The organism is Bacteroides sp. FSHCM14E1, assembly GCF_019633785.1.
In the GTDB taxonomy this organism is placed as follows: Bacteria; Bacteroidota; Bacteroidia; order Bacteroidales; family Bacteroidaceae; genus Bacteroides; species Bacteroides hominis.
In genome coordinates this window covers 94,057-112,552 of record NZ_JADKYL010000014.1, presented here as the reverse complement: position 1 = coordinate 112,552, position 18,496 = coordinate 94,057, and the positions used below count along the sequence as shown (strand labels likewise).

Genomic DNA, 18,496 nt, shown 5'->3' with positions numbered 1-18,496 from the left:
TTTTCGTTCTTAAAACGTTAGTACGGTTGAATAAAAAAACAGAGGGTGCACCCAGAGCCCCATTCAATAGAGCCCTGAGTACACCCTTTATTTTATTACTTATTTCACTTCACTTCCGGGTTTCACTTCCCGTCCGGGCATTACGACAGCCAGGCTGCCGTCATTGTTTTCGGCACTCAGGATCATACCTTCGCTGACGATGCCTTTCAGTTTACGTGGAGCCAGATTGGCGATGAAGCAGACTTGCTTGCCTACCAGCTCTTCCGGTTTGTAGTGTTGTGCGATACCGCTGACGATGGTACGTGTCTCCAGTCCGTCGTCTATCTTGAACTGTAACAGTTTGTCGGCCTTAGGCACTTTCTGACATTCGAGAACGGTGCCTACACGGATATCGAGTTTCATGAAGTCGTCAAACTCGATATTGGCGCGGATTGGTTTGGCTTTGTAGTTTGCTTCTTCGTTTGCCTTCTTCGTATCGAGCAGCTTCTGTACTTGTGCTTCAATAGTGGCATCTTCTATCTTTTCGAACAGTAGTTCCGGCTTGTTCAGTTGATGTCCGGCAGGAAGCAGGTCGTTTCGTCCCAATTCTGCCCAGTCGAAGCTATCCATATTCAGCATCCGGCGTAAGCGTTCCGAACTGAACGGAAGGAACGGTTCGAAAGCAATGGCCAGGTTGGCTACCAGTTGCAGAGAGATATTCAGGATAGTGCCTACACGTTCCATGTCAGTTTTTGCCAGCTTCCAGGGTTCTGTGTCAGCCAGATATTTATTACCGATACGGGCCAGGTTCATCGCCTCTTTCTGCGCGTCGCGGAATTTGAATACATCGAGTAGTTTTTCAACTTCAGCTTTAACGTCGGAGAACTCTTTCAGCGTCTCTTTATCATAATCAGTAAGTTCACCCGCAGCAGGTACTTTACCTTCGAAGTATTTCTGTGTCAATACCATCGCACGGTTCACGAAGTTCCCGTAAACGGCTACCAATTCGTTATTATTGCGTGCCTGGAAGTCTTTCCAGGTGAAATCGTTATCCTTGGTTTCGGGTGCATTGGCTGTCAATACATAACGTAATACATCCTGTTTTCCGGGGAAGTCTTCCAGGTATTCGTGCAGCCACACTGCCCAGTTACGCGAGGTCGATATCTTGTCTCCTTCCAGGTTCAGGAATTCGTTGCTCGGTACGTTATCCGGTAGAATATAGCTGCCTTCAGCCTTCAGCATGGCAGGGAATACGATGCAGTGGAATACGATGTTATCTTTTCCGATAAAATGAACCAGGCGGGTTTCAGGATCTTTCCACCAGGTCTCCCATGAATCGGGAAGCAGCTCTTTCGTATTTGAGATGTAACCGATCGGGGCATCGAACCATACATAGAGGACTTTACCTTCGGCTCCCTCTACCGGCACAGGAATACCCCAGTCCAGATCACGGCTGACTGCACGTGGCTGCAAACCCATGTCGAGCCAGCTTTTGCACTGTCCGTATACATTCGGACGCCATTCTTTGTGATCTTCCAATATCCACTGGCGCAGCCATGTTTCATGTTTGTCAAGTGGCAGATACCAGTGTTTGGTTTCTTTCATGACCGGCTTGCTTCCGCTGATGGCACTTTTCGGGTTAATCAAATCGGTAGGTGAAAGTGAAGTTCCACACTTTTCACATTGGTCGCCATAAGCACCTTCCGAGTGGCAATGCGGACATTCTCCGGTGATATAACGGTCGGCCAGGAACTGGTGTGCCTCTTCGTCATAATATTGTTCTGAAGTTTTTTCGATGAACTCACCCTTTTCATACAAGGTCTTGAAAAAGTCGGAAGCCAGTTCGTGGTGTGTTTTGGACGATGTACGGCTGTATACGTCAAACGAGATACCGAATTCTTCGAATGATTTCTTAATCAGGAAGTGATAGCGGTCTACCACATCCTGCGGAGTGATACCTTCCTTTTTGGCACGGATGGTGATGGGTACCCCATGTTCGTCGGAACCTCCGATGAAAAGTACATCTTCTTTTTTCAGTCGCAGATAGCGGACATAGATGTCTGCCGGTACATATACACCGGCCAAATGGCCGATATGGACGGGACCGTTCGCATACGGCAGTGCCGATGTGACGGTAGTTCTTTTAAAGTTCTTTTCCATTGATATATTGCGTGTATTTATTGTTATCTACTTGGGAACGTGCAAAGATAACGACTTTCTGATGAATTCTTTATAAATAAGGTGGATGATTTGAATAATACCCCCATACTCTTTGTTAATTTCAATAAAGATCATGATCTTAAGGAATGAATAAAATGGCGGGGTGGAACAGTTGGACTGAGAGTTCTTTTGTGTCTCCGGTTGCATGCTTCCGGTTTGGGATATAGGTGTGATGGACCAATATTGTCCGTTAAGGGAAAGATCAATGTTAAGGGTTTGATTATAAATAGCACACTGTTCTTCTCAAAAAGTTAAAGAACCGGAAGTAAACTTGTTCTTGTCGGTAGTTATAGTTCATCTTAGCTGCTGAGATGTGCATCTTGCGTGCTAAGATGTATATCTTGTACGCCAAGATGTGTATCTTCAACGCTAAGATGAAGAAAGATGTGTGAAGGAAACTGTTTCTCTGAGGGTTCGGATAAACTTTGAATGCCATCTTTAGGACTTCTGATTTTAACTTCGTGGTGAGTATATTCAATGTTATATATAAAGTGTGTCCGAAAAATTGGGAGTGACAAATCGGGATGTATTAAAATAACGTACTGTTTTCTCTGTATCGTTATAAAAAAGATATATCTTTGGGAAAGAACAATTTTGTTAACTTTGAAAAACTAAAGACTGATTTCTGATGAAACACTTTATTGGCATATTGCTTTTGTCTTTGCTTCATTTTTCTTGTTCGCCGATACATGATGCTCCGTTAAAGTTGGCTCTCACAATGGCAGGAGACAATCGGAAGGAACTTCAACAAGTATTAGGGCATTACGAAGACGATTCGTTGAAACATAAAGCTGCCTGCTTTTTGATCGAAAATATGATTGGTAAAGGGACCATCCGTTATTTGCTTCAAGAAAGTGATAGCTGTTATATACGGCAAGAGCCTGAACCGGACTTAACGTGTATTACTGCCGACTATTTGATAGAAAACATTGATTTAGCTTTTGAGGTTTGGCAAAAATATTCTTGGTGCAAACAATTGTCTTTTGGAGAGTTTTGCCGGAATATATTGCCTTATCGGTTAAAACAGGAGCCTTTGGACCGGTGGCGTTCTTACTACTATATGCGTTATAAGACGACGGCCGACTCGTTGGCACGGGCAGGAGCTACCATGCAGGAGGTCGTTTTCTTCTTTAACTCACAACATGGAAAGAAATATCTTCATGATGCTGCCAAAATACCGGGGGACTTCTCTATCGAGTTGATAGAGAAGCTGGGCGGAGGTACCTGTGATCATCTGGCATTGAATGCGGTTCAATTGATGCGCGCTGTCGGTATCCCGCTGAATCTGGATATTCTTCCATACCACGGTAAGGTAAACGGAGGACATGCTTACAACAGTTTTACCGATGAAGACGGAAAATTTTTCTACTTTTCTCCTTATGAGCGTGAACCGGAGCGGAATCGATGGATTGCTCCTTTGGTGCAGCGTGTTTGTTATGAACGCCAACCAGAGCCGGAAATAGAGCGCAACCGTTGGAATGCGCAATTGGTCAATCGCTTACTGAAGGGGGTGACTGCCCAGTATTATTTGTCCGACAGTGTCCGGTTACCTGTGCATACATCGGATACGGTGGCTTATATCGCTACTTTTAATCGTGGAACTTTCAAGGTAGTGTCGCAGGGAAGAGTGAAAGATAACAGTGTATTGCACCGCGTGTTGCCTTACGGATTACTTTATTTTCAGGTGGCGGATAAGGAGGGAAAGTTGTTTCCGATAGGTGATCCGTTTGTGATGACCCCGGATAGCATTCACTTCATTACTCCGACTCGGCAGCCTACTTTGTTGGATGGTATTCTTACTTATGATGTAAAGCGGGTTTTGAAGTTGGGTGACGAACCTTATACGCTGCTTTATTGGAAAGATGGCTGGCAACCACTAAAAGAAGTAACCTCTAAAGATTCTCGTACACTGGATTTTGGAGAGGTACCTGTCCGCTCACTGTTTCTGGTATACGGCGATACATATATGGGGCATATGCAGCGTCCTTTCTTATTGGAGGGTGGCAAGCCGGTGTACTATTGACAGATGAAACTTTTGCCGGTATCTGTTTTTATATTATAAATAAGAAAATGTTTTGAATTTGTTTTTATTTTTTATTATATTGCGCAAAATTATAAAAATGAAATATATGAAAGTTAAATTTTCAGTAGTTGGTGTATTATTAATAAGCTTGTTTACGGTAGTTAATATCGTTAAGAGTAATCAAAAAAATAAGAAAATAGAAGACATTATGTTGGTTAATGTTGAGAGTCTCGCCTTTCCGGAAGGTGGAATAGGTAGTGATATGAGAATAGCAACTAAACATGTGTGCTATCTTAATAATGAAGTTTTTGATGAAAGCACGGGTAGGTTAGAGCATATCCCTGTTGAAGGCAGAATTGGTATTTGTGATGGTACCGAAGGGGCATGTAGAAGTTGACCATGCACAGAAGTCTGGTTATAATCAAATAGAGGATGAAACAACTGTATTTATTTATATTAGTAGTTTTTTGCTGCATAGGTTGTCAGCGAAATACATTGCAAGGTCCTATTCCTACTATTGCTATGCATCCGGATAGTTGCCTGAAGAGCTTAGATATCTCTGTTATGATGAAGGACTCGATAGAAGTAATCAAATTAGAGACAACGGACAGTTGCCTTATTGGCTTTATTAACAAGATTTCATTTACTGACAAGTATATATTAGTCTCGGATGCACGTGTAAGTCAAAAGATATATCTGTTTGATAAAGAGGGCAAGTTTATCCGTTATATTAGCAATAAGGGAAACGGTCCTGGTGAATACAGTGTAATTGGAGATTTTACGATAAAAGGGGATTCTGTATTTATCCAGGATTATTATCAGAATAAGTATGTTGTATATGATATGGTAGCTGATGAAATTAAAGATGATATACCCTATAATGCTCATCATTCCGGAGTGGTTGCACTTGATAATTATCTTTATTTTATATCTAACTATTTTACTTCTCCAATAGGTGATTATAATTGTTTCCGATATGATTTAAGTATGCGGAAAACAGAAGGTTATTTGCCTTTTACGGCAGATCGTATTGCAAACGAGCCGGCTTGGACAATAAATCATCCTTGTGGGCGGATAGATAAATTAAAGTCTTTTGCTTATTATCGATCAAATGATACCATATATCAGATTGATAAATTGACAGTCTCACCTCAATGCGTCATTCACTTCCCTAATGGTGAAGACCGGACATCTTCTACACAAGGAGGACATATTTCCGGAATTGTTCATTTACAACAATCTGCTGGATATATATTAGGAACTTACACAGAAGGAAAAGGACTCAGATATTTTTTGATTGATAAGCGCGATTATAGTTCCCAGATGGGAAAACTGTTGCGTTTTAATAGTTTGGATAGAAAGTCTATAAATAATGAATTTTTTATAGAGGATAACTATCTGATTTTTTGGGATACTATGCAAAGTTTGAAGTTATGGAGGAGGTATTTTGATAAAGCTGAATTTACTAATCCGGCTGACAAACAAAGAATACAATCTATCATTGATTTATCTCAAGATGATGATAATCCCGTCATATTTAGATGCCGGGTGAAATAAGAGAAACATAAATAATTAACTATAAATTAATAGATTATGAGAAGTACAAAATGGATGGTAGGTATTATTCTATTTGCCAGTGTATTCCTTGAAGGTGCGGACCATATCATAAATGTAACGGTTCCTGGCAAAAAAGGAATTTGTGATGGTACTAATGGCACATGCAATAGCTGGCCGTGTAGAGAGGTAAAATAATCATGTGGCATTAGTATAGAAAACATGCAAAAATATCTGTTATTATTATTCTTATTTATTTGCGCGAGTTGTATTGGTTCAAAAAATGGAATTCTGGAACAAAATAAAACTTTTGACATTATAATAGATCCGGATCGTTTTACCGATGATTTGGATTTATCATGCATCTTAACTGATTCGATTGAAATTATAAAATTGGAAACCAGTGATGAGTGTCTTATAGGAGAAATAAAAAAAGTATCATTTACCGATCAATTTATTTTTGTTTCTGATCCTTATGTTAGCCAAAAAATATTCATGTTTGATAAAAATGGGAAATTTGTAAAAAGTATAGGTAGCCAAGGAGGAGGACCTGGAGAATATAGCACAATTAGTAATTTTACTATAACCGGAGATTCGTTACTGATTCAAGATTATAATCTTCATAAATATTTGGTATATAGTATAAAAGAAAATCGGTTTGTAGGTGATATTCGCTATAAACCTCATCATCACTCGATTGTTGCATATCCGGATATCCTTTACTTTGTTTCGGGATATTTCCCTGCAGATTCTGGATGTTATAATCTCCATCGGCTTGATCTTAGAAATTCGAGTATGGAGTCTTATTTACCTTTTTCTCAAAAAATTGCGGTAAATAGAAGTGCGTGGTCTATTGAGGAGCAATGTAGTCGGGTTTGTGAGCGGTCGTTTATTTTTTATGCCCTTAGTGATACAATCTATCAAGTAAATAAAGATAAAGCTATCCCCGTATATACATTGAAGTTTTCAAAACGAAGTATACCTGATGATTTTAAAGAAAGTCATAGTGGAGATGAAATAATGGATTTAGCTTTCCAAGAGGGGTATGTAAGAGGTCCAATTCACCTTCAACATTCAGACCAATGGATGTTAGGTACTTATGTTGATGGTAAGGAATATAGGTATATGTTAGTTGATAAAAAAACGGGGCAATATCAAATAGGGAGACAATTGGGAGTCAGGAAAGAAGGTAATCTGACTATTCCACATAATTTTTTGATTGAAGATAATTACTTTATTTCATGGTTACCTGTTAAACTCCTGAATTTGTGGAAAAATCATTTTAGTCCTAATACCTTTAGAGATAAAGGTAGAGTAGAAACATGGAAAAGATTAATTGATTCTCTGGATATAGATGATAATCCAGTACTTATAAAGTGTAAAATAAGAAACGATGAAACTTAATTATTTTTTAATTCTGATTATATGTGTACTATTACTCTGTTTTAACATATATATATTTAAACGGAATAGTACCTCTGATAGGATGCAGGATACTATTATACGATTAGTTAATGAAGACTCTGTAAAAAAGAGTAGTCATCGAATTGAGCGGGAAATTAGAAACTATGAGTTGAGGGCTAATGGGAAGGTGTTGAATCCTTCATTGGAAGTCTTTGATACTAACGGGAATAAAAGAACCCTTTCAAAGATTATTGATGGAAATAAGTTAGTGTTACGTTACTCTGAATTAAATTGTAATACTTGTGTAAATAAGCAAATAGAATTATTGAATCTGTATGTTGACTCAATAGGTGCTGATCATATTATATTGCTTACAAATTATGATAGTAATTTCTATATGAAGCAATTTAAAAGAATTTCAAAAATAAAATATCCAATATTTAATATAGGTGCTAATCTGAATGAATGTATTCCGGATATAGAACGGCCCTATTTTTTTATAATTGATTCTAATTTTAGGATAAATAGCACGTATGTTCCGCAAATAGATGAAAGTAGCGTAACAAAAACATATCTTCGCCAGATTTTACAATATTATTTTAGAATTCCTTAGATAAAATTTGATTGACTCGTAGAAAACAGTGTTGTTGTTATTTCTTTGGAGTGTGTGGTATTCTCACTTAGGATGTAAAGCGGGTTTTGGAGTTGGGTGACGGACCTTATATCCTGTTTCCGTACACTCGATTTTGGAGAAGTACCTGTCCGCTCACTGTTCCTGGTATATACATATATGGGGCCTATGCAGCGTCCTTTCTTATTGGAGGGTGGCAAGCCGGTGTACTATTGACAGATGAGACCGGATAATCAACGATAAAATAGGTGGAAATACCACGTCTTGTCATCTTTTCCTTTTGCCAGGTTGTGTTTTTTAGGAAGTGAAATTATGTTGTTGAACACTTCCGGGAAATAAAAAAACAACTTTATTCAAAAGCTTGAATTAATTATCGTACATTTACGACCACATGAAATAAATAATACGTTGTATCTATAAAAACCATAGGCAAAAGGTATTTGAAGAGATATACGTAAATACACAACGGCAAATCGGTAAATATCCTATCTTGTAGTATACAGATGTGCCTTATTTAGAATTTTAAATGAATTAAAGAATGGGAGATTTTGTTTTTAGTATAAAACATCTGTGTACTTGTACCGGAATGTCAAAAGTCAGAACCCTGACAATTATGGGGGCACTGTTTCTCACCTTTTCTTGTACGCAAAACAAATCTGTACAAGACCCTATACAAAGTGTTACGTTTACCGTGAATGGAGAAGATTTTGAGATGATCCAAATACAAGGCGGTACATTTATGATGGGATGTACAGATGAACAAGGGTGTGATTGTGAGGACAATGAAAAGCCTGCGCATAAAGAAACTGTATCTACTTTTTACATGGGTAAATATGAGGTCACACAAAAATTGTGGAAAGCCGTGATGGGAAGTGATTCTAATCCGTCTGCAAATACCGGCTGTGATGATTGCCCGGTAGAAAATGTAAGCTGGAATGAAGCCCACGAGTTTTTAAGTAAGCTAAATGCTCTTACTGGTAAAACTTTCCGCCTTCCAACAGAAACAGAATGGGAGTATGCAGCACGTGGCGGGAAGCGAAGTGAAGGATATAAGTACAGTGGAAGTAATAACATAGATGAGGTGGCGTGGTATGTTAAGAATTATCAAGAGGATGGAACTGGAGAAATGAAAACCACACATCCGGTAGGGCTCAAAAAGCCCAATGAGTTGGGATTGTATGACATGAGTGGAAATGTGTGGGAATGGTGCGAGGATACGTACACTAAAGAATATTATCACGATGGCAAATCAGTCAGTCCGGAATGGCCGTTAAAAGGAGCTACTCTTTTCTTTAGGCGTGTATTGCGGGGAGGTAGTTGGGGAGGTACTTCCCTGGGGTGTCGAGTGTCATATATTGATTATGATATAGGAAACTATAATGATGAATATGGAGGCTTCCGGTTCGCTTTAGATTCAAACCAAGAGTAAACTTAAAACATATATTATGAGAAGAGTAGAGATTATTATGTCGTTATTCCTGATGATGGGATTGTTGGGATGCGTGGAAAAAGAGGAAAAGACAAATGTAATCACAGTGGATGTTACTACAACTTATCCTAAGAAAGAATTGGTTCTTCAAGATCTTATGGATGTAGAATATATCCCGTTGGAAACGAACGATGAATTTATAACTCAGGGTAGTGTGATGGCTATAGGTGAAAAATATATATTAGTAAAAAACTGGAGCCATGATGGTAATATTTTTGTTTTTGACAGAAAAACCGGTAAAGGGATAAGAAAAATAAACCGGAAAGGACAGGGGGATGGAGAATATAGTTTTATCAACGGAATTATTTTAGATGAAGATAACAACGAAATGTTTGTCAACTGTGCTTCGACAAAGAAAATATATGTATATGATTTATCGGGAAACTTTAAACGGGACTTTAAGCATGTAGAAGGTGGTGAATATTTAGAAGTATTTAATTACGATAAGAACAATCTGATTTGTTATGATATGTCTTTGTATTATAAGGAGGGACAACCGAGAGAAGAAAACAGATCCTATCACCTGATAATATCGAAGCAAGACGGAAGTGTCACCCAAAAAATTTATATACCTTTTGATGTCATTAAAACTCCGGTTGTACAGAAGGGTGGGGCGGTTGCAATGACTTCTATACGTTCTATAATTCCATATCGGAAAGAATGGTTACTTGTTGAAACTTCCTCCGATACGGTATATAACTATGTACCGGAAAAGAATCAATTAAATCCTTTTCTTATAAAATCTCCTACCAGGGATCTGGAGATACTTCTCACAATGGGAGTTGTTACAGACCGCTATTGTTTTATGCATACTGTAAAGAAGGATTTTGATTTTACTACCGGAAGAGGATTTCTTATTACCGATTTAATGTACGACAAGCAGGAGAATGCAGTTTTTGAAGCCAATGTGCTCAATGGTGATTTTGTAGAAAAACAAAACGTAGATATGCTTTCAGATCCTATGAATGGCGATGAAATAGTAGCCATCCAACCATTGGCAGCCAACAAAATTGTTGATGCGTATAAAAATGACGGATTGAAAGGGAAGTTGAAAGAAATAGCTGCCGGACTGGATGAAGAGTCAAATCCGGTGATTATGCTGGTGAAAAATAGAGAATAATATTTAAGGTTTCCGGTGAGAATTTCGCAGGGGGATTTTTAATATTTATACCTAAATATCAGGTTTATAAGAATTAATCGGTTACCGTTTTATTTGCAATAAAACATAAATTCGAAATATATGAAGCAGCTAATTTTTTCGTGTATACTTGTCTTGGGATTTTTCTTTCTTCCGATTTTTGTGAGTGGCACGGATGCCCAAGAAAGTCATCAGTTTAGCATTTCCGGTGAGATAGACGGATTAATGCCCAATGATACTCTTTCCTTCCGGAAAACCACTCTTCCTTATAAAGGAGAGGAGGGGGAAGTCGCTTTTAACGTAATTGTAAGTGATCCCAATAAATTCTTTTACTCAGGTGAACAGCCACATACTCAATATTATAGTATGATATATAAACCCGTTTCAGGTGGATATCAAGCGAGTTCACGACAAGCCCTGATGATTATTGTGGAAGAAGGGGACTATCACCTAAAGGGAGAAACTGATTTTATATACTATAGTACCATTAGCGGTGGACTGTATAACGATCCTTCGTTGAAAGAAATAGTACACCTGGAAGACTCTTTGGAAATCATACGAGCAAAATATGGAAAGATTATCGATGAGGCAAGAAAGAAAGGTGATATGGAGAAGGCTAAGGAATACGTTGATAAGTTCAATCGTTTTCGTAGCAATCATCAAGAATCTTACACTCTCTTACGGCAAAAGATAAAAGAATTGATAGCAAACAATCCATCATCTACTTGGGTGACAGTGGAATATCTTCAAAAGGTTTCGTATGCTGCCCCGGAGGAAATGAAATCTGTGCTGTCGAACATGAACCAAGAGGCTCTGAATAGTTATTATGGGCAGATATTTAGACGGGAGGTGGAGGCAATAGAAAGACTTGCTCCCGGTAATGAGGCTCCTTTATTCTCTGTCACTACTACTGACGGGAAAAGGATCACTTCTGACGATGCCAGAGGTAAATATCTTCTTCTTTATCATTGGGGGCTGTGTCCCGGTTCTATTTCCGTCGATAAGCGGGTCACTGCCTTCTATGAAAAATATAAGGATCATCTTTCCGTTATTGGAATAACGGATGATATGGAAACTATTTGTGAACTGAATAAAAATGTGGGAGAAGATGACGAGGTATTGGGAATGAAACTGAAACCTGTTCTCGAAAATATGGTGGCACATCCATGGCCTGAAGTAGAAAGTAAGGGAGATAATCATAAGATTATAGAAGATTTTGCTTTTGCAGGTCTACCTTATTTTGTTTTTATTTCACCGGATGGGAAAATTATCTCTCGTGACTTTCATAAGGCTTTTGACAAAGCACAGGAGGTGATGAAATCGGAGTTTGGTGATTGAATTTATATTTTGAACTGATAATATATGGAATGAGTTTTATTTGGCGATGCGACTGGTGTCATTTTTACCGGAAGGACAACTTAAAACCGCATTGCAACAAATGACTCCTAAGGATAATCCCATTATTATCCGTTATAGTATTAATTTCCCTGAAACATGAGTGAGTCCGGTTCGGAGATCTTCTTGCTTTGTATCTTTTAGGTAAGATTTGTTTGTCGGTTGTTTCTAAAACGATATATTTGTGAATGAATAATCGTATAATATACAATCTATGATTACAACCCAGTTACTTCATCCCCAAAGCATTGTTGTGGTAGGGGCGTCGAACAATACACATAAGCCGGGCGGTGCTATCTTGAAGAATCTGATAAACGGTGGTTATCAGGGAGAGCTCCGGGCTGTCAACCCCAAAGAAACAGAAGTGCAGGGAGTGCTTTCTTTTGCCGATGCAAAGGAGTTACCCGATACAGATCTCGCTATTCTTGCTATTCCTGCGGCTCTTTGTCCGGAGGTGGTGGAAACACTGGCCGGAGAGAAGCAGACGCGGGCTTTCATAATTCTTTCGGCCGGATTTGGAGAAGAAACGCGGGAAGGCGCTTTATTGGAAGAGCGCATTCTTGAGACTGTTAATAAATACGGTGCTTCACTGATTGGTCCGAATTGTATCGGATTGCTCAATACGTGGCATCACAGTGTGTTTACTCAGCCCATTCCGAACCTGAACCCCCAAGGAGCAGACCTGATCTCCAGTTCCGGGGCTACCGCTGTTTTTATTTTGGAGTCCGCAGTAGCCAAAGGGCTTCAGTTCAATTCTGTTTGGTCAGTAGGAAACGCCAAACAAATTGGAGTAGAGGATGTCCTGCAATACATGGATGAAACTTTCGATCCACAAAAAGACTCAAAAATTAAACTTATCTATATTGAAAGCATTAAGAATCCCGACCGACTGTTGTTCCATGCTTCTTCGTTAATTCGGAAAGGATGTAAAATCGCAGCTATTAAAGCAGGCAGTTCGGAAAGCGGTAGTCGTGCGGCATCTTCACATACCGGAGCTATTGCCAGTTCCGATTCGGCAGTTGAGGCTTTATTTCGTAAAGCCGGCATTGTGCGATGTTATTCACGCGGAGAGTTGACAACGGTTGGTTGTATTTTTACCTTGCCTGAATTGAAGGGACGGAATTTTGCTATTGTTACTCATGCCGGGGGCCCCGGTGTGATGTTGACCGATGCTTTGTCGAAAGGAGGTCTGAACGTTCCGAAATTGGAGGGTCCCCTTGCCGATGAGTTGAAGAGTAAGCTGTTTCCCGGTGCTTCAGTAGGCAATCCAATTGATATTTTGGCAACGGGAACTCCTGAACATTTGGGGATCGCCATTGATTATTGTGAGGAAAAGTTTGAGAATATAGATGCAATTCTTGCTATATTCGGTACGCCGGGACTGGTGACAATGTTTGAGACCTATGAGGTGCTGCACCAGAAAATGCTGACTTGTAAGAAACCTCTTTTTCCGGTTCTTCCTTCAGTACGAACTGCCGGTGAGGAAGTAGCCTTTTTTTTGGAGAAAGGACATGTTAACTTTGCCGATGAGGTGATGTTGGGCACGGCTTTGTCGCGTATCATCAATGCTCCTAAACCGGCTGTGCCGGAGATTGAATTGTTTGGAGTAGATGTACCTCGCATTCGCCGGATTATTGATTCTATTCCGCAGAACGGTTATATTGAACCTCATTATGTTCAGGCCTTGCTTCATTCTGCCGGTATTCCGGTAGTTGAGGAGTTTGTGTCCGGCAATAAAGATGAAGTTCTTGCTTTTGCCCGACGTTGTGGCTTTCCGGTGGTAGCTAAGGTTGTGGGACCTGTACACAAGTCGGATGTAGGAGGGGTGGTACTTAATATAAAAAGTGAGCAACATTTGGCACTTGAGTTCGACCGTATGATGCAGATATCTGAGGCGCGGGCCATCATGGTGCAACCTATGCTGAAAGGGACTGAGTTGTTTATCGGAGCTAAATACGAGGAGAAGTTCGGGCATGTAGTGCTTTGCGGTTTGGGTGGTATCTTTGTGGAAGTCTTGAAAGATGTCTCTTCCGGCTTGGCACCTTTGTCTTATGAGGAGGCCTATTCGATGATTCATTCGCTTCGGGCTTATAAGATTATCCAGGGAACTCGCGGACAGAGAGGGGTGAACGAAGATAAATTCGCGGAAATTATTGTACGTCTGTCCACGTTACTTCGCTTTGCTACAGAAATAAAAGAAATGGATATGAACCCTCTGCTGGCCACTGATAAGGAGGTTATTGCCGTAGACGCCCGTATCCGGATAGAAAAATAAATGCTGTTTTCAGAATAAAAAAGAAGGAAAGCAGATGCAGTATTACACTTATTCCTGCGTTTACTAAAAAGAGATGGACTTAAACGCGAATTCTATATATGAAAAAGAAAAACGAACAATGGCTGCGATATAGTAATCGGGCACTTTCTGGACTACTTGTGTTGCTTGGATTTATGTCTTGTGACAATGGAGGGGGCGATACGCCCCTCGAATATGGTATGCCTTCTGCCAAATATCGGGTGAAAGGTAAAGTTATCGACGCTGATACACAGGAACCTGTTCCGGGTATTGAAGTAGTTTCCGGAGCCATACATGAAGGTGACGGCAGAGCATGGCTGAGTTATCCGGATACGTTGATCACTGATAAGGATGGGGCTTTTGCCACTGAAAGGGTAGAGTTTCCGTCTAAGAAATATCGTTTTATCGTCCGTGATGTGGATGGTGATTCCAATGGCAGTTACTCTAAAGATAGCGTAGATGTAGACGCTGGTGGGTTTACAGGTGGAAGCCATTGGTATCGGGGAGAAACAGTTATAGAGAAAACAATTCAAATCAAGAAGGAAACGGTAAAAGACGATGAAAAATAATCCGGGACGATTGTCACTTCGCAAACGCCTGGGATTGGAGATAGCCCTTAAAATGAGAAACAATCTCCGGGAATTGCATCCGTTGCGTCAACTTTTCTGGGAATGTACATTACGGTGTAACTTGGCATGTAAACATTGTGGAAGTGATTGCCGGAAAATGTCGGAACAGAAGGATATGCCTGCAGAGGATTTTCTTCGGGTTATAGATTCGATTACACCGCACGTCAATCCTAATGAGGTTAACATTATTATAACCGGAGGTGAACCGCTGATGCGGAATGACCTTGAGAAAGTGGGGTTAGCTCTTTATCGTAGGGGATATCCATGGGGAATTGTATCCAATGGGCTATATTTAACCCGTGAACGGCTCGATAGTCTGATGGCTGCCGGGCTGCATGCTGTTACAATTAGTCTGGATGGCTTTGCAGAGGAGCATAACTGGTTACGTGGTAATCCGGATAGTTATGAAAAGGCGTTGGAGGCCATTAAGATGTTGGTGCACGAACCCGAACTGACCTGGGATGTTGTTACTTGTGTCAATCGTAAGAATTACTCTCATTTGGGAGAGTTAAAAAGCTATTTGTATACTATAGGAGTGCGTAACTGGCGTATTTTTACTATTTTTCCGGTGGGGCGTGCGGCCAGTCATCCGGAATTTCAGTTGACAAATGAAGAATTTACCGGAGTCCTGGAATTTATCAAGCAGGTACGGAAGGAAGGGCGTGTCCATCTGAGCTATGGTTGTGAGGGCTTTCTTGGTAATTATGAGAGTGAAGTACGTGATCATTTCTATTCGTGTAATGCGGGTATCAGTGTGGCTTCTGTCTTAGCCGACGGCTCTATTTCAGCCTGTCCCAGCATACGCAGTAATTTTCATCAAGGCAATATTTATAAAGATAACTTTATGGAAGTATGGGAGAAGCGCTTTCAGATGTTCCGTGATCGTGAGTGGGCACGTAAGGGTGAATGTGCGGATTGTAGCTTTTTCCGTTATTGTGAAGGTAACGGTATGCATTTGCACAATGACGAAGGGGAGCTCCTCTTTTGTCATCAGAAGAGGATTGTAAAACTTTAGGAGATTATTTGGAGCTATTTTTATAGATTGGGATAATTAGGGACTGATTCATGCTTTATTTAGAGGCTATTATAGTATTTTGATCATATACATGAAGGACTTACCTTTGCAGATACCAAAATCAGACAATGATGAGTGAACACACAAAAAATATTCTATTACTATTATTCACTATGATACTTATAGGATGTGAAAAGCAACACCCATCATTGCCTTTATTACTTAATGCCGAAAGGTTAATCGAAACTTACCCTGACAGTGCCAATATAATTTTAGCTGGAATACCTTCTCCTGACGCTCTAAGTATAGCCGAATTCTCTTTGTGGTGTATGCTGAAAGGAAAAGTTGCTGATAAACTGAACAATAACAATCTGCCTTCTCCCTGTGATCTGGATCGTGCACTGGCATGGTACATGAAACATGGAAGCACCGAAGATCAAGCGAAGATGCAGCTTTATTTGGGACGTTCTTATTATGCCGACGGTGAATATGATAAGGCTATGAGTAACTATGTGGAAGCCTTGCATTCTGCCAAAAATAATGGGTTGTTTAATACTTCAGGCTATATCTGTACGTATATAGCTGATTTATATAACTTGAACGATATGCCACAAATGGCAATGAATCAATATGAAGACTCTAAGGTATTGTTTGAGAAAGCGGGAAATAGAAAAAGCCACATCTATGCAATAAGGAATATTGCCCGACAATGGTGTGCTTTGGACTCTTTTGATCGAGCATTGTGTTGTATAAAAGAAGCTGATTCTCTTGCACAAGGTTTAAGTGATAAAAGGATTCAATCAATTATAGAAAATGCTTTTGGGAATATATATCGTGATTTGAAACGGTACGAAGAAGCAGAAGACTATTATATAAAATCGGTTTCCTACGATTCTATTAATACAACTTACAGCTATTTGGGGCTAATCAATCTATATTTAGAAACGGGATTCCCCCAAAAAGCACGAATGGCATTGAACAAGGTTTCTTCGAAATTCCCTCCGGGAGAATTTTCAATTAGAAAGGCTTACTATAGGATTAATAAAGCAGAGGGTAATTACCAGTCTGCATTAGAGAATCTGGAAGAGTATCAATGCGCTGTTGATTCTATTACTATGGCTCAACATGCATCAAGAGTGTTGGAAATAGAGAAAAAGTATAGTAACTTTAAATTAAGAGAAAAAGTTAATGAGCTGACAATCCAGCAACAACGTTACATCATAATCCTCTGTATGTGCGTCTTCTTTCTGAGTGTTATAATTTTCATGTACTTTCTTTATAAACAAAAGATAAAAAACAAACTGGACAAACAAACGATAGAATTAGCTGCAAAGAAAATCGAATTATTGAATTCAACTATTGAATTGGAAGAAAAGAGGCAGCAGCTGTCCCAGTTAGTTGACCTGAAAGATAAAAATGAGGGCGCAATTAATGAATTGCAAGAAGAAATTGACAATTTAACACAAAAATATCATCAGTTGCAAAGAGTGAAAATTAATAGTTCCCCCATTTATAAAAAACTGTTGGAATTAACCAACCATAAAGTTCCCCGGGAAGAGGGTTTATTGACAGAAAAGCTATGGAACTCCATAGTGGAAGAGAGTACGGATACATTTCCAAATCTCAAATCTCATGTATATAGCCTGTGTCTGGAACTTACGGAACAGGAGTGGAAGTACTGTTGTCTGGTTATGTTTAATTTCGATTCTAATATTGAAGCTGACTTGTTGGGTATTTCTCCAAACTCTGTCTCTAAAAAAAGAGTAAGATTACGCCAGCGTCTTGGATTAAACTCTTTACCTAAAACAACTCTTTACGAGCATTTACTTACTAATCTATAACTTAGGTACAGCATAAAATCGGTGTCGGATTTTACTTTTTTTCAATATACTTCCAATTATTCGGTATAAATACAATATTTGCTTGAGAAACAGATAGGCATTATTCCCTTTGTCCATCAAAAATCATATAAGTTACTGATATTCAATATGTGATTGTCCATGCCTAATTGCAGCAAAATGGATGTGTTTATTAAATTTACTATTAATTTTGCTGTGTCTAATCAAAAAAAACAGCAAGTTATGAAAAAAGTAAAATTACTATTTATTCTATCGTTATTATTTTGTTTGGTTCCAAGAGCCATAACAAAAAATACATCTTTGAACGCAGTGCAGGAGCGGAACATAAGTCTTTCAGAAAGCTGGGAAGTTGTAAGAGGCTTACCGTCTGTTGAAGCGTCGATAAATTATGAAGAGGAGTTATTGTATATAAAATTTAATACAACTTTTGATAATGTAAATATCGAGATTAAGGATGCACATAACACTGTCCTTGTCCATGATCTCGTCCATCCAATCGAGAATATGACTTATACTATCTCGATGAAAGGTTTGCCGCTAAATAAAGGATATAAGTTACATATACATAATCAATACGGAGAAGCAACCGGACTATTTTTCTTATAATTAAGCATATAGAGAGATAATGTATTTATAAAAGGTCCTGCAAATCCAACTGTTTTATTTGTTATTTCGGGTTGTTGGGGCATAGCAGGGGTGATTGATAGATTATTACGTACATTTGGTAAATACAGTCTCGGGAAGAAACAGATTCTATATAGCAGGAATTGATTATAAGATTTTAGAAAATTATTCGCAATGGCTTGACAATAAGGGAGGTGCCGAAGGTTAATTCACCGGGGCACTTCCCTTAAGTTATCAATGGCT

14 protein-coding genes are annotated in these 18,496 nt (G+C 39.3%); 13 read left to right on the top strand and 1 reads right to left on the bottom strand.

Translation table 11 applies throughout. The annotated features are described in order from the left end of the window. Positions 1-99: 99 nt before the first annotated feature. Entirely contained in the window at positions 100-2,139 is a 2,040-nt protein-coding gene (gene metG, locus ISX59_RS18190) for a methionine--tRNA ligase (protein WP_022012088.1), read from the bottom strand. A gap of 688 nt (positions 2,140-2,827) precedes the next feature. On the opposite strand from metG, the gene ISX59_RS18185 reads away from it, so the two are divergent. The 13 genes from ISX59_RS18185 to ISX59_RS18125 all read left to right on the top strand — a co-directional run bounded on the left by ISX59_RS18185 (position 2,828) and on the right by ISX59_RS18125 (position 18,235). Then, the gene (locus ISX59_RS18185) at positions 2,828-4,222 is read left to right on the top strand and encodes a hypothetical protein (protein ID WP_005822425.1); all 1,395 of its coding nucleotides are present in this window, start codon (positions 2,828-2,830) and stop codon (positions 4,220-4,222) included. A gap of 106 nt (positions 4,223-4,328) precedes the next feature. Then, positions 4,329-4,619, top strand: a complete 291-nt coding sequence (locus ISX59_RS18180; protein WP_032539222.1) for an NVEALA domain-containing protein — start codon at positions 4,329-4,331, stop codon at positions 4,617-4,619. A gap of 35 nt (positions 4,620-4,654) precedes the next feature. After that, positions 4,655-5,779, top strand: a complete 1,125-nt coding sequence (locus ISX59_RS18175) for a 6-bladed beta-propeller (RefSeq protein WP_032539112.1) — start codon at positions 4,655-4,657, stop codon at positions 5,777-5,779. 219 nt (positions 5,780-5,998) lie between these two features. Beyond that, positions 5,999-7,180, top strand: a complete 1,182-nt coding sequence (locus tag ISX59_RS18170) for a 6-bladed beta-propeller (RefSeq protein ID WP_005822422.1) — start codon at positions 5,999-6,001, stop codon at positions 7,178-7,180. A gap of 82 nt (positions 7,181-7,262) precedes the next feature. Further along, complete coding sequence (locus ISX59_RS18165) at positions 7,263-7,793, top strand: hypothetical protein (RefSeq protein ID WP_234059415.1); 531 nt, start codon at positions 7,263-7,265, stop codon at positions 7,791-7,793. A gap of 556 nt (positions 7,794-8,349) precedes the next feature. Continuing rightward, entirely contained in the window at positions 8,350-9,240 is an 891-nt protein-coding gene (locus ISX59_RS18160; protein WP_005811800.1) for a formylglycine-generating enzyme family protein, read from the top strand. A gap of 16 nt (positions 9,241-9,256) precedes the next feature. Beyond that, a complete protein-coding gene (locus ISX59_RS18155; RefSeq protein WP_005811797.1) occupies positions 9,257-10,420 on the top strand; it encodes a 6-bladed beta-propeller in 1,164 nt (387 codons plus the stop codon). Positions 10,421-10,540: 120 nt separating this feature from the next. After that, positions 10,541-11,776: a redoxin domain-containing protein gene (locus ISX59_RS18150; RefSeq protein ID WP_032536902.1), complete on the top strand. Its 1,236-nt coding sequence runs from the start codon at positions 10,541-10,543 to the stop codon at positions 11,774-11,776. Between the two features lie 271 nt (positions 11,777-12,047). Then, the gene (locus tag ISX59_RS18145) at positions 12,048-14,108 is read left to right on the top strand and encodes an acetate--CoA ligase family protein (protein ID WP_032539114.1); all 2,061 of its coding nucleotides are present in this window, start codon (positions 12,048-12,050) and stop codon (positions 14,106-14,108) included. A 98-nt stretch (positions 14,109-14,206) separates the two neighbouring features. Then, the gene (locus tag ISX59_RS18140) at positions 14,207-14,695 is read left to right on the top strand and encodes a radical SAM-associated putative lipoprotein (protein ID WP_032539115.1); all 489 of its coding nucleotides are present in this window, start codon (positions 14,207-14,209) and stop codon (positions 14,693-14,695) included. After that, the gene (locus ISX59_RS18135) at positions 14,685-15,770 is read left to right on the top strand and encodes a TIGR04133 family radical SAM/SPASM protein (RefSeq protein WP_005822416.1); all 1,086 of its coding nucleotides are present in this window, start codon (positions 14,685-14,687) and stop codon (positions 15,768-15,770) included. The genes ISX59_RS18140 and ISX59_RS18135 overlap by 11 nt, the downstream gene beginning before the upstream one ends. A 173-nt stretch (positions 15,771-15,943) precedes the next feature. Continuing rightward, complete coding sequence (locus ISX59_RS18130) at positions 15,944-17,611, top strand: tetratricopeptide repeat protein (RefSeq protein WP_234191562.1); 1,668 nt, start codon at positions 15,944-15,946, stop codon at positions 17,609-17,611. A 240-nt stretch (positions 17,612-17,851) separates the two neighbouring features. Continuing rightward, positions 17,852-18,235 carry a DUF3244 domain-containing protein gene (locus tag ISX59_RS18125; protein ID WP_233484689.1) on the top strand — a complete coding sequence of 128 codons (384 nt, stop codon included), beginning with the start codon at positions 17,852-17,854 and terminating at the stop codon, positions 18,233-18,235. The last annotated feature ends 261 nt before the right edge of the window (positions 18,236-18,496 follow it).

Excerpts from the sequence above, each read along its gene's own strand:
- metG (WP_022012088.1), bottom strand. The coding sequence starts at position 2,139 with ATGGAAAAGAACTTTAAAAGAACTACCGTCACATCGGCACTGCCGTAT.
- ISX59_RS18185 (WP_005822425.1), top strand. The coding sequence starts at position 2,828 with ATGAAACACTTTATTGGCATATTGCTTTTGTCTTTGCTTCATTTTTCT.
- ISX59_RS18180 (WP_032539222.1), top strand. The coding sequence starts at position 4,329 with ATGAAAGTTAAATTTTCAGTAGTTGGTGTATTATTAATAAGCTTGTTT.
- ISX59_RS18175 (WP_032539112.1), top strand. The coding sequence starts at position 4,655 with ATGAAACAACTGTATTTATTTATATTAGTAGTTTTTTGCTGCATAGGT.
- ISX59_RS18170 (WP_005822422.1), top strand. The coding sequence starts at position 5,999 with ATGCAAAAATATCTGTTATTATTATTCTTATTTATTTGCGCGAGTTGT.
- ISX59_RS18165 (WP_234059415.1), top strand. The coding sequence starts at position 7,263 with ATGCAGGATACTATTATACGATTAGTTAATGAAGACTCTGTAAAAAAG.
- ISX59_RS18160 (WP_005811800.1), top strand. The coding sequence starts at position 8,350 with ATGGGAGATTTTGTTTTTAGTATAAAACATCTGTGTACTTGTACCGGA.
- ISX59_RS18155 (WP_005811797.1), top strand. The coding sequence starts at position 9,257 with ATGAGAAGAGTAGAGATTATTATGTCGTTATTCCTGATGATGGGATTG.
- ISX59_RS18150 (WP_032536902.1), top strand. The coding sequence starts at position 10,541 with ATGAAGCAGCTAATTTTTTCGTGTATACTTGTCTTGGGATTTTTCTTT.
- ISX59_RS18145 (WP_032539114.1), top strand. The coding sequence starts at position 12,048 with ATGATTACAACCCAGTTACTTCATCCCCAAAGCATTGTTGTGGTAGGG.
- ISX59_RS18140 (WP_032539115.1), top strand. The coding sequence starts at position 14,207 with ATGAAAAAGAAAAACGAACAATGGCTGCGATATAGTAATCGGGCACTT.
- ISX59_RS18135 (WP_005822416.1), top strand. The coding sequence starts at position 14,685 with ATGAAAAATAATCCGGGACGATTGTCACTTCGCAAACGCCTGGGATTG.
- ISX59_RS18130 (WP_234191562.1), top strand. The coding sequence starts at position 15,944 with ATGATACTTATAGGATGTGAAAAGCAACACCCATCATTGCCTTTATTA.
- ISX59_RS18125 (WP_233484689.1), top strand. The coding sequence starts at position 17,852 with ATGAAAAAAGTAAAATTACTATTTATTCTATCGTTATTATTTTGTTTG.